General features: G+C 67.4%; 22 protein-coding genes. 7 read left to right on the plus strand and 15 right to left on the minus strand.

The window, feature by feature from the left end; genetic code table 11:
- Positions 1-43 precede the first annotated feature (43 nt).
- Positions 44-592, plus strand: coding sequence for a hypothetical protein (locus BJ987_RS35025; protein ID WP_209897312.1), 549 nt, complete (start codon positions 44-46; stop codon positions 590-592).
- A 57-nt stretch (positions 593-649) separates the two neighbouring features.
- On the opposite strand, the gene BJ987_RS35030 is transcribed toward BJ987_RS35025, so the two are convergent.
- On the minus strand, positions 650-1,054 hold the full coding sequence (locus BJ987_RS35030; RefSeq protein ID WP_209897313.1) for an NUDIX hydrolase: 405 nt from the start codon (positions 1,052-1,054) through the stop codon (positions 650-652).
- Between the two features lie 32 nt (positions 1,055-1,086).
- Positions 1,087-1,401, minus strand: a complete 315-nt coding sequence (gene mihF / locus BJ987_RS35035) for an integration host factor, actinobacterial type (RefSeq protein WP_194819046.1) — start codon at positions 1,399-1,401, stop codon at positions 1,087-1,089.
- An 891-nt stretch (positions 1,402-2,292) separates the two neighbouring features.
- Here mihF and BJ987_RS35040 point away from each other — a divergent pair.
- Entirely contained in the window at positions 2,293-2,670 is a 378-nt protein-coding gene (locus tag BJ987_RS35040; RefSeq protein WP_209897314.1) for a nuclear transport factor 2 family protein, read from the plus strand.
- Positions 2,671-2,751: 81 nt separating this feature from the next.
- Here BJ987_RS35040 and BJ987_RS35045 read toward each other — a convergent pair whose 3' ends face one another.
- The 6 genes from BJ987_RS35045 to BJ987_RS35070 form a co-directional block, all read right to left on the minus strand.
- Positions 2,752-3,177 carry an STAS domain-containing protein gene (locus tag BJ987_RS35045; RefSeq protein WP_209897315.1) on the minus strand — a complete coding sequence of 142 codons (426 nt, stop codon included), beginning with the start codon at positions 3,175-3,177 and terminating at the stop codon, positions 2,752-2,754.
- Positions 3,178-3,424: 247 nt separating this feature from the next.
- Complete coding sequence (gene clpX / locus BJ987_RS35050; protein ID WP_209897316.1) at positions 3,425-4,705, minus strand: ATP-dependent Clp protease ATP-binding subunit ClpX; 1,281 nt, start codon at positions 4,703-4,705, stop codon at positions 3,425-3,427.
- A gap of 390 nt (positions 4,706-5,095) precedes the next feature.
- Entirely contained in the window at positions 5,096-5,761 is a 666-nt protein-coding gene (locus BJ987_RS35055; RefSeq protein WP_209897317.1) for an ATP-dependent Clp protease proteolytic subunit, read from the minus strand.
- Positions 5,762-5,805: 44 nt separating this feature from the next.
- Positions 5,806-6,393 carry an ATP-dependent Clp protease proteolytic subunit gene (locus tag BJ987_RS35060; protein ID WP_209897318.1) on the minus strand — a complete coding sequence of 196 codons (588 nt, stop codon included), beginning with the start codon at positions 6,391-6,393 and terminating at the stop codon, positions 5,806-5,808.
- Positions 6,394-6,579: 186 nt separating this feature from the next.
- Complete coding sequence (tig, locus tag BJ987_RS35065) at positions 6,580-7,947, minus strand: trigger factor (protein ID WP_209897319.1); 1,368 nt, start codon at positions 7,945-7,947, stop codon at positions 6,580-6,582.
- A gap of 200 nt (positions 7,948-8,147) precedes the next feature.
- Positions 8,148-8,726 (minus strand): FKBP-type peptidyl-prolyl cis-trans isomerase, encoded by a 579-nt coding sequence (locus tag BJ987_RS35070; protein WP_209897320.1) that lies wholly within the window; start codon positions 8,724-8,726, stop codon positions 8,148-8,150.
- 121 nt (positions 8,727-8,847) lie between these two features.
- On the opposite strand from BJ987_RS35070, the gene BJ987_RS35075 reads away from it, so the two are divergent.
- From BJ987_RS35075 to BJ987_RS35085, 3 genes are read left to right on the plus strand one after another with little or no spacing between them, the layout of a single operon-like run.
- A complete protein-coding gene (locus BJ987_RS35075; RefSeq protein WP_209897321.1) occupies positions 8,848-11,316 on the plus strand; it encodes a phosphoketolase family protein in 2,469 nt (822 codons plus the stop codon).
- A gap of 54 nt (positions 11,317-11,370) precedes the next feature.
- Positions 11,371-12,876: a 3' terminal RNA ribose 2'-O-methyltransferase Hen1 gene (locus tag BJ987_RS35080; RefSeq protein WP_209897322.1), complete on the plus strand. Its 1,506-nt coding sequence runs from the start codon at positions 11,371-11,373 to the stop codon at positions 12,874-12,876.
- Complete coding sequence (locus tag BJ987_RS35085; protein WP_209897323.1) at positions 12,876-15,536, plus strand: polynucleotide kinase-phosphatase; 2,661 nt, start codon at positions 12,876-12,878, stop codon at positions 15,534-15,536. The genes BJ987_RS35080 and BJ987_RS35085 overlap by 1 nt, the downstream gene beginning before the upstream one ends.
- 18 nt (positions 15,537-15,554) lie before the next feature.
- Here the strand turns inward: BJ987_RS35085 and BJ987_RS35090 are convergent, their stop codons facing one another.
- Positions 15,555-16,478, minus strand: a complete 924-nt coding sequence (locus BJ987_RS35090; RefSeq protein ID WP_209897324.1) for an AraC family transcriptional regulator — start codon at positions 16,476-16,478, stop codon at positions 15,555-15,557.
- A 121-nt stretch (positions 16,479-16,599) separates the two neighbouring features.
- Between BJ987_RS35090 and BJ987_RS35095 the strand changes: the two genes are divergently transcribed.
- Positions 16,600-17,265, plus strand: a complete 666-nt coding sequence (locus BJ987_RS35095; protein ID WP_307869850.1) for an NAD(P)H oxidoreductase — start codon at positions 16,600-16,602, stop codon at positions 17,263-17,265.
- Between the two features lie 3 nt (positions 17,266-17,268).
- Here BJ987_RS35095 and BJ987_RS35100 read toward each other — a convergent pair whose 3' ends face one another.
- The 6 genes from BJ987_RS35100 to BJ987_RS35125 form a co-directional block, all read right to left on the minus strand.
- Entirely contained in the window at positions 17,269-17,985 is a 717-nt protein-coding gene (locus tag BJ987_RS35100; RefSeq protein WP_209897325.1) for an ESX secretion-associated protein EspG, read from the minus strand.
- Positions 17,982-18,557 carry a WXG100 family type VII secretion target gene (locus tag BJ987_RS35105; protein ID WP_209897326.1) on the minus strand — a complete coding sequence of 192 codons (576 nt, stop codon included), beginning with the start codon at positions 18,555-18,557 and terminating at the stop codon, positions 17,982-17,984. Before BJ987_RS35105 ends, BJ987_RS35100 begins: the two co-directional genes overlap by 4 nt.
- Positions 18,554-18,922: a hypothetical protein gene (locus tag BJ987_RS35110; protein WP_209897327.1), complete on the minus strand. Its 369-nt coding sequence runs from the start codon at positions 18,920-18,922 to the stop codon at positions 18,554-18,556. Before BJ987_RS35110 ends, BJ987_RS35105 begins: the two co-directional genes overlap by 4 nt.
- 184 nt (positions 18,923-19,106) lie before the next feature.
- Positions 19,107-20,339: an RNA polymerase sigma factor gene (locus BJ987_RS35115; protein ID WP_209897328.1), complete on the minus strand. Its 1,233-nt coding sequence runs from the start codon at positions 20,337-20,339 to the stop codon at positions 19,107-19,109.
- 6 nt (positions 20,340-20,345) lie between these two features.
- Complete coding sequence (locus BJ987_RS35120) at positions 20,346-20,747, minus strand: YciI family protein (protein WP_209897329.1); 402 nt, start codon at positions 20,745-20,747, stop codon at positions 20,346-20,348.
- A 100-nt stretch (positions 20,748-20,847) separates the two neighbouring features.
- Complete coding sequence (locus BJ987_RS35125; RefSeq protein ID WP_209897330.1) at positions 20,848-22,062, minus strand: NAD(P)/FAD-dependent oxidoreductase; 1,215 nt, start codon at positions 22,060-22,062, stop codon at positions 20,848-20,850.
- A gap of 172 nt (positions 22,063-22,234) precedes the next feature.
- On the opposite strand from BJ987_RS35125, the gene BJ987_RS35130 reads away from it, so the two are divergent.
- Positions 22,235-22,879, plus strand: a complete 645-nt coding sequence (locus BJ987_RS35130) for a mycothiol-dependent nitroreductase Rv2466c family protein (protein ID WP_307869851.1) — start codon at positions 22,235-22,237, stop codon at positions 22,877-22,879.
- Positions 22,880-22,882 lie beyond the last annotated feature (3 nt).

The raw sequence follows: 22,882 nt of genomic DNA on the forward strand, positions 1-22,882 counted from the left end.
ACGGTGACAGCACCGATCTCCTCGGCAGGAATGGGAGCGACCGATGCGGATCAGGGTAGAGGGTAAGTCCGGCGGGGTGCGGGTCCGGATGCAATTCGAACAGCATCGCCGCCGCTGGCTGGCCGTACGCGTCATGCTGGGTATCTTGACCGCCACGGGCTTGGTGACCGGCCTGTGGGCGGTGCTCGCACCGCGGTCCTGGTACACCAGCTTCCCCGGGCTCGGGCTGCGGTGGGTCGCGGTGGACGGCCCGTTCAACCATCACTTGGCCGGCGATGTCGGCGGTTTCTTCCTGAGCCTGGGCGCCATCTCGGCCTTCGCGCTGTGGCGCGGCGGGCCCGCCCTGGCGCAGGCGGCGGGTCTGGGCTGGCTGGTGTTCTCGGTGCCGCACCTGATCTACCACGCCACCCACAAACCGGCCGAGCTCGGTTCGTTCAGTTACACGATGAGCCTGTTGGCTGTCCTGGCCCTGCTGGGGCTCGGACTGGCCTGCATGCTGGTGCCGCCACGCGGCCCGCATGTCCCGGACCCGCAACCGATCGAATTCCGCTTCCCCAGCCGCCGCGATCCGAGCCGCCGAAACCCGCGCTGAAACTGCGACGCCCCACAGCCTTTGGAAGCGCCGCGGGGCGTGCACAGGTCTGCGGGTTCAGGCCCAGTCCCAACCTCGGACCGTGGTGAGATGGCGCAGTGCCCGCACCACGGCCGGAGCGCAGAGGTGGCCGTCTTCCGGTCCGAGCCAAGCCATTTCGGCGATTTCCGCGGCCGGGGCGGGCACACCTTGTCCCGGTGCGCGGAAACAATGCATTTCGACGAGGGTGCCGGGGCGACCGTGGGCCGGAGCCGTAATGGTCATCTCGGGTCTGATGGCGCGTTCGGAAAGCTCGACGCCGACTTCCTCGCGGACTTCACGGACGAGCGCTCGGGTCAGGGTTTCCCCCGGCTCGGGTTTGCCGCCGGGTAGATAGAAGGCGTCGCGGCCCTGCGTGCGGACCGCGAGCAACCTGCCATCCTCGACACACAACCAAGCAACGGACGTGAGCGTTCGTTCCATGCCCAGCAGACTACGACGAAACCCGGTGGAACTCAGGCCTCGAGCGCGTCCAGCAGGGCAGCCCGCTGGCGGGCGCCCAGCCCACCGATGCGGCGATCCTCGGGGATCTCGGCCTGGTCCATCAGCTTGGCGGCCTTGACCGGTCCGACACCGGGCAGCGCCTTGATCACGGCCGCGACCTTCGTCTTCTTCACCAGGTCATCGGTCTCTGCCTTCTTCAGCAGTTCGGCGACCGAGACCTTGCCCGCCTTCACCTTGCCGATCAGTTCGGAGCGCGCCTTGCGCACCGCGGCCGCTTTGGCCAACGCCTCGGTGCGCTGCTCGGCGGTCATCGTGGGCAGTGCCATAACTCCTCCGCTTTCACTCGTCACTCGAACATCTGGATCGAACGTCTGGTTGACCGGACCGAGTAAACAGCACGTACCTGGGTGTTCCACCGCGACACACCGCGTAAAGGTCGCGATGAGTTTCTGGTGTCGCGGCGTCAGAACTGCTGTAACACCCGTTATTTACGGGCGAAACGGACGAAACGAATACGGAACATGCGGCTTTCACTCACCCGGTTCGGCACCATGGACGGCGCCTACCAGGCACCCGGCGGTCCGGAGGAAGATACCAGTGCCGATTTCGTGCCCCGGCGGGGGGCCGACCTTCTCTCGATATGCTCCTGACCGAGGCATTCGAGCAGGTAGACGCCCTCCCGACCGCTCACACGCCTGGACATACTCCGCGAATTATCTGCGGCGGCAAGAAGATCCGGTCGACACGATCGCGCGCACGCCGCGAAATACCGAAATACGTTGCTGTGCCGATACATAAGGTCCACGACCATCCGGACGTCCACTGCCGCAGGCGATTACGGCCATTTCCAACCGTGCATCGAAATATCCGGCCGACCGCATCGAATAGCGCCTTTCCCGCTGTTTCAACCGACCGGTCTCCAGCTTTCAGCAGGCGTAACAATGGGCCGCCGCAGGCCGACAGAATGAACGTAGAGACCTGTAAGGACAAAGGTTCAACGGCGAACCAGGGGAGCAACGACGCTCCCCACCCCGGGCGCGACGCAGTGGTCGTCACCGGTCCACAGCAGCGATCAGCATCTGCCACAACCAGGATTTCCGGGCCGTCGGCGCCGCACTCCGCCCGGGCGGCCCGCCTGGTGAGATCTTCCCCGCTCGACCGCGCGGTCGACTGCTACGCTCCGAATTGGAACACGTTACAATTCGCTAGGGGTTTTCATGACACAGCAGATCCGCGATGTGGTCGAGCAATACGTGAAGCTGGTCGGTTCCGGCCCGACCGAGGACATCGTGCAGCTCTATGCCCCCGATGCCACGGTCGAAGACCCGATCGGCACCGAACCGCGCCGCGGCCACGACGCCATCCGCGAGTTCTACGAGGTGATCGCCAACCTCGATCGGGAGACCGAACTGCGCCCCGACAGCGTGCGAATCGCCGGCAAGCACGCGGCCTTCATGTTCACCCTCGTCACCAAGTTCGGCGACCAGAGATTCAGCCTCGCCCCCATCGATGTGATGGAGTTCGACGACTCGGGCAAGATCGTCCGGATGCGCGCCTACTGGAGCCAGGAAGACATGAGCAGCGCCCCCGACTGATGTGGTCGAGGGCGCTCGGGTCATGCTGCGGCGGACGCTCGAGCCCCGGGTCTGGAGCCCGAGCCGTCCGCCGGGCGGCAGCTAGGCGATGTCGCGTAGTGCGGTCGCCCGATCGGGTGCGATATCGAAAGTAGCGGTATCCGAAGCGAGTTCGAGCAGTCGATCGACACAGCGCGGGCCGGTGACCAAGCGCAGGGTGCGCCCGGTGTGCCCGGTCCATTCGCGCGCTTCGGTGAGCACGCGGAGCCCGGACACGCAGAAGAAGGTCACCAGAGACAGGTCGACGACCACGGCGGGTGCGGCGGTATTCAAGCACCCGATGAGGTCACGCCGGAAGTCTTCGATGGTGAATTGATCGATCTCGCCGGCTACGGCACATAGGGTGACGGATTTGCCGGGCTGGGTAACGGAAACCCGGAGCCGGGCGGCAGGGTCTGGACGCTTGGCTGTGGCAGTGCGCCGCTTTGTCTGCGTGGCAGTGATGTGAGTGGCAATGACGGTGGACATGGGAACCCCGGTCCTGTCGCGCTCGGCAACCTGAAACCGTTGCCGGCGTGAGTGTTTCGTCGCGAGCAATGTGGCTCACGACTGGGCTGGCTGCTCAACCCTTATTCAGGTGTACCCCAACAGACAGGTCTGTACACCTGGAGATCACGAATTTGTTGCGACTGTCTCAGCCCGCACCGGCTGCTCTGACTCCGCGAAATCCCGGTGCCACCTCGATGGCACCGGGCCGGGCCGGTTGCTGGGAATGCTAGGCCGACTTCTCGCGACGCTCGGTGCGCTGCGCCTTACGCGGCACGATGGTCGGCAACACGTTCTCGGTGACGGTGTCGGCGTTCACGACCACCTTGGCGACGTCGTCGCGACTGGGGATGTCGTACATCACCGGCAGCAGGACTTCCTCCATGATCGCACGCAGACCGCGCGCGCCGGTGCCGCGCAGGATGGCCTGATCGGCGACCGCCTCCAGCGCGTCCTGGGTGAATTCCAGGTCCACACCGTCCATTTCGAACAGGCGGATGTACTGCTTCACGAGCGCGTTCTTCGGCTCGGAGAGGATCTTGACCAGCGATTCCTTGTCCAGGTTGGTCACCGAGGCGACGACCGGCAGACGGCCGATGAACTCGGGGATCAAGCCGAACTTGATCAGATCTTCCGGCATCACCTCGGCGAAGTGGTCGATCGTGTCGATGTCCGCCTTGGAACGCACCTCGGAACCGAAGCCGATGCCCCGATGGCCGGTGCGCTCGGAGACGATCTTCTCCAGGCCCGCGAACGCGCCCGCCACGATGAACAGCACGTTGGTGGTGTCGATCTGGATGAACTCCTGGTGCGGGTGCTTGCGTCCGCCCTGCGGCGGCACCGAGGCCTGGGTGCCCTCCAGGATCTTCAGCAGTGCCTGCTGCACGCCTTCGCCGGAGACATCCCGGGTGATCGAGGGGTTCTCGCTCTTGCGGGCGATCTTGTCGACCTCGTCGATGTAGATGATGCCCGTCTCGGCGCGCTTGACGTCGTAGTCGGCGGCCTGAATCAGCTTGAGCAGGATGTTCTCGACATCCTCGCCGACGTAGCCCGCCTCGGTGAGCGCGGTGGCGTCGGCGATGGCGAACGGGACGTTCAGCATCTTGGCCAGCGTCTGCGCGAGATAGGTCTTACCGCAGCCGGTGGGGCCGAGCATCAGGATGTTCGACTTGGCCAGCTCGACCATCTCGCCGCGGCTGTCCCGGCTCTTGTCGCCGGCCTGGATGCGCTTGTAATGGTTGTAGACAGCCACGGCGAGGGTGCGCTTGGCGGTGTCCTGGCCGATGACGTAGTTCTCCAGGAAATCCCGGATCTCGGCCGGCTTGGGCAACTCATCGAGTTTGACCTCGCTCGACTCGGCCAGCTCTTCCTCGATGATCTCGTTGCACAGGTCGATGCACTCGTCGCAGATGTACACCCCTGGTCCCGCAATGAGCTTCTTGACCTGCTTCTGGCTCTTTCCGCAGAACGAGCACTTCAGCAGATCGCCGCCATCTCCGATGCGCGCCATCTCGTGGGTCCCTACTTCCTTGTCCGCGTGCAACCGTCTGTCCAGGTTGCCAGCTATCCGCCACACTCGCGTGTAATCACGAACACTTCGAGCATTTCCCGCGGGTCGAGCCCTGCTGTCAACCGGGAGCAAAGGTCCCTAGCTCGACCGTACCCGGTGAGTGCGATGGAGGTCGACAACTCGAGCATGTTTCTCGCCCCGGGATGTGCGAGTTCTCACTGCTTTGTAACACGTTCCGCGCTACGAGGGCGGATTCACCGCACCCTGAGCCCGGAATCGCCGATCCACCCTCCGCCACGAGTGGATCCGCTGACGCAAACCGGCCGGGCAGTCTGCCGCGAGGCGCCCTGCCCGGCCGAATTCATCTGACCAACAGCAACTTCCGAGCGTTTATTTCTGCGCGCTCAGCTTGCGGTAGTCGAACACCGTGTCGACGATGCCGTATTCCTTGGCGTCGTGCGCGGTGAGGATCTTGTCGCGGTCGGTGTCCTTACGGATGGTGTCCGCGTCCTTGCCGGTGTGGCGCGCCAGGGTGGTCTCCATCAGGCGCCGCATGCGCTCGATCTCGGCCGCCTGGATCTCCAGGTCCGACACCTGCCCCTGGATGCCGCCCTCCAGCGAGGGCTGGTGGATGAGCACGCGGGCGTTGGGCAGGCAGGCACGCTTGCCGGGGGTGCCGGCGGCCAGCAGCACGGCGGCGGCGGAAGCGGCCTGGCCCAGGCAGACGGTCGCGACATCGGCGCGCACGTACTGCATGGTGTCGTAGATCGCCATCAACGAGGTGAACGAGCCACCCGGCGAGTTGATGTACATGGTGATGTCACGGTCGGGATCCAGCGACTCCAGCACCAGCAGCTGCGCCATGACGTCGTTGGCCGAGGCGTCGTCCACCTGCACGCCGAGGAAGATGATGCGCTCCTCGAACAGCTTGTTGTACGGGTTGGACTCCTTCACACCGAAGCTCGAGTGCTCGATGAACGAAGGCAGGATGTAGCGCGCCTGGGGGCTCGCCGGTGCGATGCCGGACAGGCCGGCGCGCGGGTCGATCAGGGCCATCTTCGTCTCCAAAGTGTCTGTGGGTGAGCGGTTTTCGCTGCGGCTCAGTTGCCCGCGCCGCCGGCCTGGTTCGCGTGGCTGACCACGTGGTCGATGAAGCCGTACTCCAGCGCCTGCTTGGCGGTGAACCAGCGATCGCGGTCGGCGTCGGCGGTGACCTGCTCGACCGACTTGCCGGTGTGCAGCGCCTGGAGCTCGTTGAGCTCCCGCTTGGTGTGCGCGAACTGCTCGGCCATGATCGCGATGTCGGCGGCCGAGCCACCGATACCGGCGGAGGGCTGGTGCATCATGATCCGCGCGTGCGGCAGCGCGAACCGCTTGCCCTTGGTGCCCGCCGTGAGCAGGAACTGCCCCATCGACGCGGCCAGACCCATGCCCACGGTCTTGATGTCGCACTCGGCGAACTGCATGGTGTCGTAGATGGCCATACCCGCGGTGACCGAGCCACCGGGCGAGTTGATGTAGAGCGAGATGTCCTTGGTGGGATCCTCCGCCGAGAGCAGCAGGATCTGAGCGCACAGCTTGTTGGCGATATCGTCGTCGACCTGCGTCCCCAGGAAGATGATGCGCTCACGCAGCAGGCGCTCGTACACCGAATCACTGAGGTTGAGACCAGCAGTCGCGGCTGTCATGACGACCCCTGCCTGGTTGTTTGTCACGGATACCTGCCTTCTCTTCGCACCGGCTTGCATGTCGGAAAACCTACACAGCGTTCGCTGTCACAAACACTAACGAAGCGGGGCGGCACCGAAATCCGGTACCGCCCCTTCTTCGCTGAGAGCGCAATCAGAATGGAGCTGCGCTGGGCCTTTGCCGATTTATTCGGCAGCGGCGCTGACTTCCGCCTCGTCGGCGGCCGCATCGTCCGGGGCACCGAACATCTCGGCGGTGTCGACCGTGTCGCCGTTGGAGTCGGTGACCTTGACCTGACCGACCACACCGGCGAGGGCCTTGCCGCGGCGCACATCGGCGAAGATCGCGCCGAGCTGGCCCGCCTGCTGCACCTGCTGGATGAACTGCTCCGGCGACAGGCCGTAGCGCTGAGACTGGAACAGGATGCGCTCGGTGAGCTCCTCCTGGCCGACCTGGGTGCCCTCGGCCTCGGCGATGGCGTCCAGCAGCAGCTGGGTCTTCACCGACTTCTCGGCCGATTCCTTGGTGTCCTTCTTGAACTCCTCGAGGGAGGAGCCCTGCTCTTCCAGCGCCTCGGCCAGCTTGGCCTCGTCATGGTCGAAGCTGTGCACCGCGTCGTGCTCGACGGCCTCGATCTCGGCCTTGACCACGGCCTCGGGCAACGGCACGTCGACCTTCTCCAGCAGGGTCTCGAGCACCTTGTCGCGGATCTCGCCCGCCTGGGTGACCTTCTTGACCCGCTCGACGCGGCCCTTCAGATCGTCTTTCAGCTCTTCGAGGGTGTCGAATTCCGAAGCCAGCTGGGCGAATTCGTCGTCTGCCTCGGGCAGCTCGCGCTCCTTGACCGACTGCACGCTGACCTTGATGACGGCATCCTTGCCCGCGTGCTCGCCGGCCACCAGCTTGGAGGTGAACTCGGCGGACTCACCGGCGGAGAGACCGATCACGGCCTCGTCCAGGCCCTCGATGAGCTGACCGGAGCCGACCTCGTGGGACAGGCCGGTGGTGGAGGCGTCGGGTACCTCTTCGCCGTCCACGGTGGCGGACAGGTCGATGGAGATGAAATCGCCGTCCTGGACCGGGCGCTCGACCGCGTTCAGGGTGCCGAAGCGCTGCCGCAGCGACTGCAGCTGCTCGTCGATGTCGGCATCCTCGATGGTGAACGCGTCGACGGTGACCTCGATGTCGTCGTAGGCCGGGAGGGTGATCTCCGGGCGCACGTCGACCTCGGCGGTGAAGGCGAGCTCCTGGCCGTCTTCGATCTTGGTGATCTCGATCTCCGGCTGGCCGATGACCTTCACGTCGGCGGCCTGGACGGCCTCGCTGTAGCGGCCGGGCAGCACGTCGTTGACGACCTGCTCCAGCACGGCGCCGCGGCCGACGCGAGTCTCGATCAGCTTGGCCGGGGCCTTGCCGGGACGGAAGCCGGGGATACGAACCTGCTGGGCCAGCGCCTTGTAGGCCTTGTCGAAGTCGGGCTTCAGCTCCTCGAAGGGCACCTCGACATTGATCCGGACCCGGGTCGGGCTCAGCTGCTCGACGGTGCTCTTCACGGACATGCTCCTTGTTCGTTGTTCGGTTCGGTGATCGTTGCGGTAGCTCTAAAAACCTGTGCGTGCGCACGCCGAAGCCCGGCCCCGATGGTGGAAGGGACCCGCTCGCCTGGTCGACGAGGCGGTGTGCGCATCCCGACCAGGTTAGTTGAACGCCGCCGAGGGTGTATTTCCACCCCCGGCGGTCGGTGCCGCGGGTGCTACTTGCCGATCTTGACCGCGTCGGTCACGAAGACCAGCGTCTCGTTCGGATTGACGCCGTTGCCGCCCGCGCCGTAGCCGAGGTCCGGCGGCACGATCAGCAATCGGCGCGCGCCCTGCTGCACGCCGGTCAGGCCCTGATCCCAGCCCTGGATGACCTGGCCCGCGCCCAGCGTGAGCGGGAACGGCTTGCCGCGATCGAAGGAACTGTCCAGCTTCTGCTTGTCGGACCAGGTGATGAGCGAGTAGTTCATGGTCAGCGCCTGACCCGCGGCCGCGCCGGGTCCACTGCCCGCGACCAGGTCCTTGACGACGAGCTTGCTCGGCGCGGTACAGGTGTCCGGGATGGTGATCTTCGGCGCCGCGCCGAAGCCGCCGACCACCTGGATGTCGTCGGCGGTGCACTCCGCGCCGGTGTTCTGCGCGGGGGTCGTGCCGAAGGTGGCCTGCGCGGCGGTCGTCGAGGTCGCCGATGCGGCCGAGTCGGCCGAGTCCTTGTCGTCGCCGCCGCATGCGGTCGACGCGAGTGCGGCCGCGGCGACGGCGGCGATTCCGATGATCCTGCCGAGTGTTCGCATGCGGCGGACCCTATTGCACCGGCCGGTGGGCCGGCCATCCGGCCTCGGTGCGGCCATACCTCACGCAAAATGGGTACTGCACGCAAGACGGCTGGACAACACCGAGCGTGAGGAGTCCGAAATGACCCACATGGCGAGCGCCGGGGGTGATACCTCGGCCGATAATGTCGGCAGTAAGGGTGGAGAGACGGTCGCGCCCAGCCCGTATCGATTGACCGACGCACCCGGCCCGCTCGATCGCGACGAACTGACTTCGGTCGATGCCTGGTGGCGCGCCGCGAATTATCTGGCGGTCGGCCAGATCTATCTGATGAGCAATCCACTGCTGCGCGAACCGCTCGCGGCCGAGCACATCAAACCGCGGCTGCTGGGGCATTTCGGCACGGTGCCCGGCTTGAATCTGGTCTGGGTGCACGCCAATCGGGCGATCCGGCAGCGCGGGTTGAACGTGGCGTTCGTCGCGGGCCCGGGGCACGGCGGGCCCGGCCCGAACGCGTGCGCCTGGCTGGAGGGCACCTATTCCGAGCTGTACAGCCACATTCCGCGGGACGGGGCCGGGATGGGCGCGCTGTTCGCGCAGTTCTCGTTCCCGGGTGGGGTGCCGAGCCATTGCGCGCCGGAAACCCCGGGCTCCTTCCACGAGGGCGGCGAGCTCGGCTATTCGCTGCTGCACGCCTATGGCGCGGCGCTGGACAACCCGGATCTGACGGTCTTCTGCGTGGTCGGCGACGGCGAGGCCGAGACCGGCCCGCTGGCCGCCAGCTGGCATGCCAACAAGTTCCTCAATCCCGCTCGCGACGGCGCGGTGCTGCCGGTACTCGCGCTGAACGAGTACAAGATCGCCAATCCGACCATCTTGGCGCGCATCCCGGAGGAAGAGCTGGTCTCGCTGCTGCGCGGGTACGGCTACGACCCGCTGATCGTCGCGGGCAGTGACCCCGCGGCCGTGCATCAGGAGATGGCGACCGCGGTCGACACCTGCATGGAACGGATCGGGCAGATCCAGCGCGCCGCCCGTGGCGGCACCGACGGGGAACGGCCGAGCTGGCCGATGATCGTATTGCGCACGCCGAAGGGCTGGACCTGCCCGCCCAAGGTGGACGGCGATCAGGTCGAGGGCACCTACCGCGCGCATCAGGTGCCACTGCCCGCCGCCCGGACCGACGACACCCATCGCCAGGTGCTCGAGCAGTGGCTGCGGTCCTATCGCCCGGAGGAGCTGTTCGACGGGGCCGGGCGGCCGGTCTCGGAGTTGGTCGACCTGGTGCCCGACGGCGACCGCCGGATGAGCGCCAATCCGGTTGCCAACGGCGGCATGCTGGTTCGCGATCTCCGGCTGCCGGACTGGCGGGACTACGGGGTGCCGGTCGACGCGCCCGGCGCCGGCCAGCACGAGGCGACGCGGGTGCTCGGCGCGTGGCTGCGCGATGTCACCGCCGCCAACCCGGACAACTTCCTCACCTTCGCGCCGGACGAGCTGGCGAGCAATCGCCTCCAGGACATCCTGGAGGTCACCGGACGGGACTGGCAGGCCGAAATCGGCACCTACGATACGAAATTGGACCGCACCGGCCGGGTGATCGAGGTGCTCTCCGAGCACATGTGCCAGGGGCTGCTGGAGGGCTATCTGCTCACCGGGCGGCACGGGGTATTCACCTGCTACGAGGCGTTCATCCACATCATCGACGCCATGTTCAACCAGCACGCCAAGTGGCTGGACGCCAGCGCGCAGGTGCCTTGGCGGCGGCCCATCGCGAGCTTGAACTACCTGCTCTCCTCGCATGTCTGGCGGCAGGACCACAACGGGTTCACCCACCAGGACCCCGGTTTCCTCGATGTCGTGCTGAACAAGAAGCCGGAGATCGTGCGGGTGTATCTGCCGCCGGACGCCAATACGTTGCTGTCGGTGTACGACCACTGTCTGCGGTCCAAGCATTACGTGAATGTGGTGGTGGCCGGGAAACAGCCGCAGCCGGACTGGCTTTCGGTGTCCGACGCCGCCGTGCACTGCGCGCGCGGCGCCGGAATCTGGGATTGGGCGGGGCACAACGACACCCTCGGCAGCACCCCCGATGTGGTGCTCGCCTGCGCGGGTGACGTGCCGACGCTGGAGACGCTCGCCGCCGCCGCCATTCTCCGAGACCGTATGCGGGATTTGCGCATTCGAGTGCTGAACGTGGTCGACCTGATGCGGTTGCTGCCCGAGCAGGATCATCCGCACGGCCTGCCGGATCGAGAATTCGACACGCTGTTCACCCGGGATCGGCCGGTGATCTTCGCCTTCCACGGATATCCGTGGCTGATTCACCGGCTCACCTACAAGCGCACCAACCACGCCGAGATCCATGTCCGCGGCTACAAGGAGAAGGGCACCACCACAACGCCTTTCGACATGGTGATGCTCAACGACATGGACCGCTATCACCTGGTGATCGATGTGATCGACCGGGTACCCGGCTTGCGGGAGAAGGCGGCCGGGCTCCGGCAGGAGATGGTGGACGCGCGCTGGAACGCCCGGACCTGGACCCGTGAGCACGGCGAGGACATCCCGGTCGTCGCGAATTGGCGGTGGCCCGACCCCAGTCGCTGAGTTACCTGCGGAAACTCCCTTGCGACGTTCGCACAGGTGAGCGACGATCGCTGCATGCTCTTGACGATCACCTGTACACCGCCGGAAGGCGCGGCCTGGCCCGCGTCCGATCTGGGGTTCTTGCTGCACAAGAACCCCAGCCGGGTGCAGGCGTTCGAGCAGTCCTACGGGACCGCGCACGTGCTGTATCCGGAGGCGAGCGAGCAGCGCTGCACCGTGGCGCTGCTGCTCGAGGTAGATCCGATTGGATTGGTGCGCGGGCGTTCTCGCAATACGCCGGATTTCAGTCTCGGCCAGTATGTGAACGATCGGCCGTACGCGGCGTCGTCGCTGCTGTCGGTGGCGCTCGGGTCGGTGTTCCGGACAGCGCTGCGCGGCCGGTGTGAGCTGCGACCGGAGTTGGCGCAGGCGGCGCTGCCGCTGCGAGTCGAATTGCCGGCGGTGCCGTGCAAGGGTGGGCCCGAAGCCGCGCGGAAGGTGTTCGCACCGCTCGGCTGGGCGGTTACCGCCACTGCCCTGCCGTTGGATCCGGTTTTCCCGGAGTGGGGCGAATCCCATTACCTGCGACTGGAACTCACCGGGACCATGCGGCTCGCGGACGCGTTGTCGCATCTGTACGTACTGCTGCCGGTGTTGGACGGGGCCAAGCACTACTGGCTGGCCGCCGACGAGGTCGACAAGTTGATCCGCACGGCGTCCGGCTGGCTCGCCGAGCACCCGGAGCGGGCGTGGATCACCCGCCGGTACCTGGCGCGACGGCAGTCGCTGGTGCGGACCGCGCTGGCCCGGCTGGCGGAGCTGGACGACGTCGATCCGGAGCAGTTGGACGCGGTGGAGGACACCGGCGATGCCGAGACGGCGCAGCAGGACGCGCACGCCGCCACGCGCGAAACGGAGAATCTCGCGTCAACCGAAACCGAGGCGCGCACGCCGTCGTTGGCCGTGGCGCGGCGGGCGGCGGTACGGGCCGCACTAGGCGAAGAAGGGGCGCGCCGCGTGCTCGACCTCGGCTGCGGTGAGGGTGTACTTCTGCGAGAGCTGTTGTCGGACAATATGTTCACCGAGATCGTCGGCGTCGACGTGTCCATGCGCGCGCTCAATATCGCCAAACGGCGCTTGCGGCTGGACCGCATGCCGGAGCGGACGGCGCAACGGCTGACGTTGCTTCAGGGTGCGCTCACCTACACCGACGAACGCCTGCGCGGCTATGACGCCGCGGTGCTGATGGAGGTGATCGAGCACGTCGATCCACCACGGCTCGGCGCGCTCGAGCATGCCGTATTCGGTTCCGCCGCCCCGGCTTCCGTGCTGGTCACCACGCCGAACGCGGAGATCAACGTCCGATTCGAGGGCCTCGCGCCGGGCGAATTCCGGCACGACGATCACCGATTCGAATGGACCCGTGCGGAATTCGCCGCCTGGGCCGCGGGTGTCGCGGCACGCTACGGCTATGCCGTGCGCTACGTCCCGATCGGCACTCCCGACCCGGAATTCGGACCGCCCACCCAAATGGCGGTTTTCACCAAGCCGACGCACAACGACGAGAAAGGAGCCGCGTGATGACTTCGGCCATTCCCCTGGGCATCCCGGAGCTTTCGCTCGTCGTGCTCATCGGTAGTACCGGTTCGGGCAAGTCCACCTTCGCGCGCAAGCACTTCCGCGCCACCGCGATCGTGTCGTCGGACGCCTGCCGCGGCATCGTCAGCGACGACGAGAACGATCAGTCGGCGACCCCGGAAGCGTTCGCGCTGCTGCACCACATCGCGGGTGTGCGGTTGCGGCGCGGGCTGCGCACCGTCGTCGATGCCACCAATGTGCAGCCGAAGGCCCGGCAGGAACTGGTCGCGGTCGCTCGGGCGCACGATGTGCTGCCGGTGGCGATCGTGCTCGATGTGCCCGATTCGGTGTGCCTCGACCGTAATTCGGCCCGCCCGGATCGCGCCCACCTCGGCGCACACGTCGTGACCCGGCAGCAGCGCGAGCTCCGGCGCGGTCTGCGCGGTCTGGAGCGGGAGGGCTTCCGCAAGGTCTACGTGCTGCGGGGCGTCGAGGAGATCGATGCGGCGACCATCGCCGACGAGAAGGCGTGGAACGACAAGCGCGAACTCACCGGGCCGTTCGATGTCATCGGTGACGTGCACGGCTGCCGCGCGGAGCTGGAAACCCTGCTGGGTGTCCTCGGCTACGAAGTGGAACGCGACGAGTCGGGCCGCGCCGTCAACGCCCGGCACCCGGCCGGACGCACCGCCGTATTCGTCGGTGACCTGGTCGATCGCGGCCCGGACACCCCGGGCGTCCTGCGTTTGGTGATGGGCATGGTCGCCGCGGGGACCGCCCTGTGCGTCACCGGCAATCACGAGTACAAGCTGGTCCGCGCGCTCAGCGGCAAGAAGGTCAATCCAGCCCACGGCCTGGCCGAATCCCTGGCCCAGCTCGATGCCGAGGACGAGGACTTCCGTAAGTCGGTGCTCGACTTCTGCCGCGGCCTGATCAGCCATTACGTCCTCGACGGCGGCAATCTCGTCGTCGCGCACGCGGGTCTGAAGGAGGAATACCACGGCCGCGCCTCCGGCCGAGTCCGGTCTTTCTGCATGTATGGCGAAACCACCGGTGAGACAGACGAATTCGGCCTACCGGTGCGCTACCCGTGGGCCGCGGACTATCGCGGCCGCGCCACCGTCCTCTACGGTCACACTCCGATGGCCGAACTGCACTGGGTCAACAACACCCTGTGCCTGGACACCGGCGTGGTCTTCGGCGGGCGGCTCTCCGCTCTGCGCTACCCGGAGCGCGAGCCGGTTTCCGTTCCGGCGGAGCAGGTTTGGTACGCCCCGGTGCGTCCGCTGGAGGCCACCACCATCGCCACCCCGGCGGGGGTGGTGCACCGCGACCCGGGCGTCCTCGACCTCGACGACGTCGTCGGCCGCCGTGTCGTCGAAACCCGGCACCACGGCCGGGTCGGGGTCCAGGAGGAGAACGCCGGCGCCGCACTGGAAGTCATGAGCCGCTTCGCCCTGGATCCACGCTGGCTGGTCTACCTGCCGCCGACCATGTCACCCTGCGCGACCTCGACACTGGCGGGCTACCTCGAACACCCGGCCGAGGCGTTCGCCTATTACCGCTCCGAGGGCGTCGATCGCGTGCTGTGCGAGGAGAAGCACATGGGCTCGCGCGCCATCGTCGTGCTCACCCGCTCGGCCGAGGCGGCCCGGGCCCGCTTCGGCGTCGAGGACGGCCGGACCGGTGTGCTCTACACCCGCACCGGACGTCCGTTCTTCGACGACATCGCGCAGTCCGAAGCGCTGCTCGCCCGGGTGCGCGACGCCGCCGAATCAGCGGGCCTGTTCGAGGAATTGAACACCGACTGGCTGATCTTGGATACCGAACTGATGCCGTGGTCGGCCAAGGCCATCGGCCTGCTGCGCAGCCAGTACGCGGCAGTGGGGGCGGCAGCCCGCGCTTCGCTCGGCACAGCGTCCTCGATTCTCGCCGCGGCGGCGGAACGCGGCCTCGACGTCGCCGATCTCGCGGCTCGCACCGCCGCCCGCCACACCGACGCGAAGGCCTTCAGCACCGCCTACGGCCGCTACTGCTGGCCGGTCGACGGCCTCGACGGCATCCGCCTCGCCCCGTTCCAGATCCTGGCGGCCGAAGGCGCCAATTACGCCACGCGCGACCACGATTGGCACCTGAGCCGGATCGACCGCTTGGTCGCCGCGGACAGCGAACTGTTCACCGCCACCGGTCGAGTGATCGTCGACCTGACCCAGCCCGACGGCGAACGCGCCGCCACGGCATGGTGGACGGAGCTGACCGAGGCCGGTGGCGAAGGCATGGTCGTCAAACCGGTCGAGTCGCTCGTTCGCGGCGCTCCGGGCAAGAAGTCCGGCGCGGCGGCGACCGTCGAATCGGGCACCGACGATGGGGCTTCCGCTTCGCGCGAGGCAGCACACGTCGGCCGGCTCGTCCAGCCGGGCGTGAAATGCCGTGGCCAGGAATACCTCCGGATCATCTATGGCCCGGAGTATCTCCACGACGCCAATCTGGCCCGGCTCCGTAACCGTGGACTGGGCCGCAAACGCTCGATGGCCTTGCGCGAGTACGCCCTGGGTTTGGAATCCCTGGACCGCTTCGTCGCGGGCGAACCGCTCTGGCGCGTCCACGAGGCCGTCTTCGCGGTGCTCGCGCTGGAGTCCGAGCCGGTCGACCCGCGCTTGTGACCGCGCGACCGCCGCGGCCTACGCGGCGGCGCGGAACGCGGTGGGGCTCATGCCCCGATAGCGTTTGAAGGCCGCGCTGAACCCGAATGGGTCAGCGTAGCCGACGGACTTCGCCACCTGGGCGACGGTGAGGTCGGTGGTGGCGAGAAGTTCTTCGGCTTCGTCCATGCGGTAGTCGGTCAGGTAGGACAGGGGCGGCCGGCCCATCAGGTCGGTGAAGCGTTTGGCGAACAAGGCCCGGGAGACGCCCGCCTCGGCGGCCAGGGTTGCCACCGACCACGGCCGAGCGGGATTGCCGTGCATGGCGTTCAGGGCCGGCGCGAGCACCGGGTCGGCCAGACCGCGGTACCAGCTGGGCGCGGCGGCGCCGGCCCGGTCGAACCAGGTGCGCAGGGTGCAGACCAGGGCCCAGTCGAGCAGGCGGTCCATGAGCGCTTGGGACCCCGCGACGTGGGTGGCGGAATCGATCGCGGCCTTCTCCAGCCACTCGCAGGTATCGACATCCTCCTGGACCACCAGCGCCGGTGGCAGGGCGCGCAGCAGCCGCTCGTGCCGGCGGCCCGCGGCACGGTACGCCCCGACGATGAGAGCCGTTTCGGAATCGCCTTCGCTCCAGCAGATTCCACTGAGTTCGTCGGCCGACTTATCGGGATCCGGTGCGAAGCAGGCTATCTCGTACTCGCACAGCGGGCGATTCTGCGCATCGGGATCGTCGACCAGAGCGAAGGGTTCGGTCGCGCGGACCACCGCGGTGTCGCCCTTGCCGACGCGCGTCCGGGTGCCGTCGGCCAAGACCAGCGTCCCGCCGCCGCGCAGCACGGAGATCATGGTCAGCGGGGCGCGCTCGGCGAAACGAATGGTCCAGGGCGCCTCCAGGCGCGCGTTGCTGACCACCGAACCTTCGGCGCGGATGCCGTTCAGAAGTGCACTCACCGGATCCATGCCACGATCGTAGACGAACTCCTATCCATCGGAGCGTTTCTCCTATGGATCGTCTACTTGATCGGCGGTCTACTGGAAACCTCGCACCTCGAGAGAACGACTCAGTAGATCAGGAGACATCGTGCAGAACCGCACCGCACTCGTCGTCGTCGCCCACCATCGCACCGATTCGCTCACCGCGCACACGGCCCGCCGCACCACGCAGCGGCTGGAGGCGGCCGGCTTTCGCGTCGACTATATGGATCTGCATGCCGAGGGCTTCGACCCGCGCATGAACCTCGAAGACCAGCCCGAGTTCGGCAACCGCGAGAAGCCGTATTCCGCCGAGGCGCAGGCACATATGCGGCGGATCCTGGACGCCGACATCGTGGTCGCGGTCTTCCCGGTCTACTGGCAGAGCGTGCCCGCCATCATGAAGGGCTGGATCGATCGGGTCTGGAATTACGGGTTCGCCTACGGCCGCAGCAAACCGCGTCTGGCGGGCAAGCGCATGTTGTGGCTCGGACTCGCGGGCATCGCCGGGGACGACGCCTTCCTGCCCGACATGCAAGCGACCATGGAGGCCCATCTCAGCGCCGGCATCGCCTACTACTGCGGTTTCGCCCACTCCCGCGTCGGACTGCTGCCGGATGCCGAGGAACGTCCGCAGCGCCTCGACGCCGAGGGCAATCTGTCCATCGGTGACGCCGTCACGGGGGCCGAGCGGATCGCCTACTACGAGGAATTCGACCGCAAGGCAGCGGACTACCTGACGGAGTTCCTGGCCACCGAAGCGGTCCCGGTCTGAGCGTCAGCCGATCGCCGCGAGGCGCTTGAGCTGGGTGGCCAGGGTCTGATCGGTGACCGGAGCCAGCGTGAGATCGGTGCTGGTGGTGAGGAGATAGCGGCCGTCACCGGTGAAGTCGAGCCACGTGCGGTGGCGCGTGGGCGGGGACATCGGATCCTCGGGCGCGACGGTGACGGTGATGAAACCGCGCGCGTCGATCGGACGGTGCAGAGTGTGCCGCAATGTGGCGGCGCGACGCGCGGTTTCGGTGTGCTGCCAGTGATTCGGGTCGTCGTAGAGGACGGCTTCCCGCGGTTCGCGCATGGCGGCCAGCCGGCCCGAGGGCGCGGTGCCGATGGCCGTTACCAGGTGGTGGGGGACATTGCGGGCGTGACAGGCGATGACCGTGACATCGCACGGGCCCGCGATCAGCACCGTCCCCCACACCAGGTGGGTGGCGCCGAACGCGAGGATGGTCTCCTCGGATTGCCCGTCGGGGGTGAAGCGGTCACCGGAGACCGTGATGGTGGTGGCGTCGGAGCGGGCGCACAGGGTGAGCGCGCCGGTCAGATCCGGATCGGCGTTGCGTGCGAAGCGCTCCGCGAGTTTCAGTTTGTCCCAGTCGTTTTCGCTACGCACCGTGCCGCGATGCGCCATGTTGATCGGGTACGGCCGGCGATCCAGGCCGGTCTCCACCGACCACACGTAGGTGAACTCGTCCGGGCTGAATTCCCATCTCACGGAGCGCACTCTCTTCCGCCTGGGCCGAAGGCGGGCACCGCGTCACCCGAGGCCACCAGCGTCGAGTTGTACAGGAACGTGAGCGCGTCCTGCGCGTCGGCGAGCGCGTCGGCCGCGGCGATGTCATGCGCCATCTTCCGCGGCCCGCCCTCGACCACCTCCACGACGGGATCAGGGTGCGGCACATAGGGTTCCGGCAGTTTCGGAATGGCGTCGCGCACTTTCTGCGCGGCCGCGGCGTTCGCTTCCATCAGTCGTTGCACCTCGGCGCAGACCTGCTGGGCGTCGGTACCGGCCCGGACGAACGCCTCGGTTGACTCCCGCGCCGCGGTGGCGGCTCGACCCTCCCACTCCCCGAATTCGCGGCGCACCGCGGCCGCGAAGGTCTCGAACGACTCGGCCAGAGTCTGCGCCGCCGTTCGCCAGCCATCGGCCGTGCGACCGAGTGCGACCGGGTCCAGCGCCTCGTGCACCAGGTCCCAGATCTCCTGGTGGGTGTAGGCGTCGAAGGATTCACGATCGGGAACATAAGCCGGATCGGTCCCCGCCGCACCCGGACCGTTGTCGGTCATCGTGTGCCCTCCAGTTGCTCGTCCACCGCTCGCAGCGCCGCGCGAGAGGCGACATCGGCCTGCTCCAGCAGCTGCCCGGCGGTCGAATACCCGGCTCGCAGGCGCAGTGCAGCCGCTTCGAGACCGGCGAGCGTCGCGCGGTACTCGTTCCCCTTGCCCCCGAACCCCCGGGCCAATGCGTGGCCGGAGGGTAGCTCCGGAAAGCCTTGCACCTCAATAATTTCCGCGCACTCCGCGCGCGCTTGCCGTAGTTCTGCCACCAGCGCGTCACAGGCTGCCCCGAGCCGTCGCGCGGCATCCGCCGGCATCCGGAACCCGCCGCTCGCGGCCGCGTCGAGCAACCCGCGCCCCTCGTCCGATCGCACCAGGTCTGCCCCCTCGATCTAGGCCTGCACCACTGTCATCGAGCCCCGGCAGCCTATCAGCGGGCGCGATTACGGCACGGATTAACCCAGGCGGTGGTAGCAAAATCCAATCACACAGGGCGGCGGTTGTATTCGTTCACGGCCGTGGGCGTGAACGAAATATGACGTACCGGCCGAGGGCCGCTCAGCTGGGAGTTCCGGCGGCGCGCAAGTGCGCGGCGCGCAGGGTGAGGTAGTCCCGTTCGGGAGTACTGGTGGTGCGGGCGGCCGCCGACAGGTACGCGGTGATCGCCGCGGCATGCTCGCCCGCCATTTCCCGCAGATGCCCGCGCACGGCGGCGAGGCGGTGGTTGCCGGAGAGCTGGTCTTCGAGCGTGTCCGCCAAAGCCAGTCCGGCGGAGGGACCCTCGACCATGGCCAGGGCGACCGCACGGTTCAGCGTCACCATCGGATTCGGGGCCAGGCGTTCGAAAATGTTGTACAACGCCAGGATCTGCTTCCAGTCGGTCTCCTCGGCGCGCAATGCCTTGGCGTGCACAGCGGCGATCGCGGCCTGGATTTGATACGGGCCCGAAAGCCCTTGCGCGAGCGTGCTTGTCGTGAGTCGCACACCCTCCGCGATCAACCTGCGGTCCCACACGCCACGGTCCTGCTCGGCGAGCGGGATCAGTTGACCGTGCGCACCGGTGCGAGCCGCGCGGCGGGCATCGGTGAGCAGCATGAGTGCGAGCAGCCCGGTGACCTCGGCGTCCTCGGGCAGCAACGCGTGGATCGAGCGGGTCAGGCGGATGGCTTCGCCCGACAGATCGGTGCGCTGGAGTTCGGCGCCGGCGGTCGTGGTGTGCCCCTCGGTGAAGATCAGGTACAGCACGTGCAGGACCGGACCGAGCCGGCTGCGCCATTCGGCGTCGCCGGGTCGGGCGAACGGACGGTCCACCGTGGACAGCTTCTTCTTGGCGCGGGTAATCCGTTGCGCCATGGTCGCTTCCGGAAGCAGGAAGGCGCTGGCGATCTCACCGGTGGTGAGGCCGCCGACCGCGCGCAACGTCAGGGCGATGGCGGCGGCGTCCGACAGCGCCGGATGACAGCACAGAAAATACATGGCGAGCGTGTCATCCCGGTCCACGGCCTCCGCGTCGACCACCTCGCGATCGAAAACCGTTGTCTCCCTGCGCCGCCGGGCCACCTCGGCACGGACGACATCGGTCATCCGGCGCTGCGCGACCTGAATCAGCCAACCGCGCGGATTGTCCGGCAGACCATCCTCGGGCCACTGCGTCGCCGCGGCCAGCAGCGCCTCCTGCACCGCGTCCTCGGCGCTGTCGAAATCGCCGAAGCGGCGCACCAGCGTGCCGAGGACCTGCGGCGCCAGTTCGCGCAGTAGGTCCTCGGCGGTTCTGGAGAGAGCTTTCGGCACGGTGCGCTAGTGGCTGTTCGCCGGAGCGCTCATCAGCGCGCGCACCTCGATGTACTCACCGACCGGCTTGCCACCGGGACCGGGACCGGCCGAAGCCCGCGCCGCGATCTCCAGCGCCCGCTCCGGGCTGTCTACGTCCACCAGCCAGTATCCGGCCAGGAATTCCTTGGTTTCCGGAAAGGGCCCGTCGGTGACCACCGGCGCCGAACGTCCGTCGGAGCAGACGATGCGCGCCTCCTCCGGCCCGGCCAGCCCCTGGGCATCGACGAGCTCACCGGACTTGGCCAGCTCCTCGCCGAGCGCACGCTGGAATTCGATGTGCGCGACGATGTCCTCGGGCGCCCACTCGCCGATCGGGGTGTGGCAGTAGGCGGTTTCGCGGTAGGTCTTGAGCAGCATGTACTTCATGGTTCGGCTCCTTGCCGTTCGGTGCGCCCGTCCGGCGCTCTCGAAGGTAGGTCGGAGCCATCGCGCCGCTCTCGACCCATTTTCTACAAAGTGACCCAGATCACAAGTCGACAGAAGTATCGGCGAGGCGAGTGAGGTCGACCGGAGCCCCGGTGGTGATGAGCTCCTTGATCCGATCGGTCACATCCCAGACGTTGACGTTCATGCCCGCCAGTACCCGGTCCTGCGGATCGAGCCAGAAGGCGACGAACTCGCGCGCGGCCTGATCACCGCGCACCACCACACGCTGGTACTCCCCCGGCGACGCGTAACCGGTGTACTCCATACCGACGTCGTACTGATCGGTGAAAAAGTAGGGCAGCCGGTCGTATTCGGCGGGCTTGCCGAGCATGGTGACGGCCGCGACGGCAGGCTGGTTCAGCGCGGTCGCCCAGTGCTCCACCCGGATTCGGCGACGCAGGCGGGGATGGTCGTGGGCCGCGATATCCCCGACGGCGACGATGTCGGGATCACTGGTGGTCAGGCCCGCGTCGACGAGCACGCCGTTGTCGACGTCGAGGCCCGCCTCTCGGGCCAGCTCGATATTCGGGGTCGCGCCGACGGCGACGAGCACCGCGTCGGCGGCGACGGCGCCTCCGTCCGCGAGCCGGAGGCCGGAGGCGTCGATTCCGGCCACTTCGGTGTCCAATCGCAGGTCGACACCGTTGTCCCGGTGCAGCTTGGCGAAGAACTCCCCCATCTCGGGCCCGAGCGCACCGAGCAGCGGTAGCTTCGCGGACTCCACGATGGTCACCTCCACCCCGGCCGACCGGGCCGCGGCGGCGACTTCCAGGCCGATCCAGCCCGCGCCGATAATGGCCAGCCGCCCGATCTTCGGGGTGCCGCTGAACAGCTTCAGCAGCGTGTCGGAGTCCTCGATGGTGCGCAGCTGATGGACGTTGGGCCCGTCCGCGCCGGGCAGCTCGAGGCGGCGCGGCGCGGAGCCGGTGGCCAGCGCCAGCTTGTCGTAGGCGAGCGTCGAATCATCGGGCAGCGTCACGGTTTTCGCGGCGCGGTCGATCGCTCGCACCGCGGTGCCGAGCCGGACCTCGATGCGATGATCGCGATACCACTGCCCCGGCGCGGCGACGAAGTCGTCGAAATTCTTCTTCCCGAACAGATGATCCTTGGACAGCGGTGGTCGCTCGTAGGGCAGATGCTCCTCGGCGCCGATCAGCGTGACCTGACCCTCGAAGTCGTTGGCGCGCAATGCTTCCGCCAGCTTGGCGGCGGCCAGGCCACCGCCCACGATGACGAAATGACGTTCCGAGGTCATGGCGGACTCCTTGCCGTGGGTGAACCGGGACTCCAGGCCCAACCCTACTGGCGGCGAACCCGCGAAACCGGCGATCCGGGGAACGAATCGGGGGGTCCCGTGGTTTATGTCCGGTAACGGCCTTGTCGCGCGTGGTCGCGGCTGCCGAACCCCCGATCGAGAGGACAGACCCGTGACCGATACGGCCGAGAAGAATGTCGCCGACTTCTGGTTCGACCCGCTGTGCCCGTGGTGCTGGATCACCTCGCGCTGGATCCTGGAGGTCGAGAAGGTCCGCGATATCGAGGCCCACTTCCACGTGATGAGCCTGTCGGTCCTCAACGAGGACCGCGCGGACCTGCCCGAGCAGTACCGGGAACTGATGGCCAGCGGCTGGGGCCCGGTCCGGGTCGCCATCGCCGCCGCGCAGGAGCACGGCGACAAGATCCTGGCGCCGCTCTACACCGCGCTGGGCACCCGCATCCACGACCGCCGGGCCGACTACGAACGCGCCACCACCGCGGAAACCCTGTCGGTGATCATCACCGACGCGCTGGCCGAGGTCGGCCTGCCCGCCGAGCTGGCCCGAGCCGCCACGAGCACCGACTACGACGCCGCACTGCGCGCGAGCCACCACGCCGGAATGGACAAGGTCGGCAAGGATGTCGGCACGCCGACCATCCATGTCAACGGTGTCGCGTTCTTCGGACCGGTGCTGTCACGGATCCCGCGCGGCGAGGACGCCGGCAAGGTGTGGGACGGCGTGGTGGCGCTCGCGTCCTACCCGCACTTCTTCGAACTGAAGCGCACCCGCACCGAAGAGCCGGTCTTCGACTGAGGT

It is taken from the genome of Nocardia goodfellowii (assembly GCF_017875645.1).
Taxonomy (GTDB): Bacteria; Actinomycetota; Actinomycetes; order Mycobacteriales; family Mycobacteriaceae; genus Nocardia; species Nocardia goodfellowii.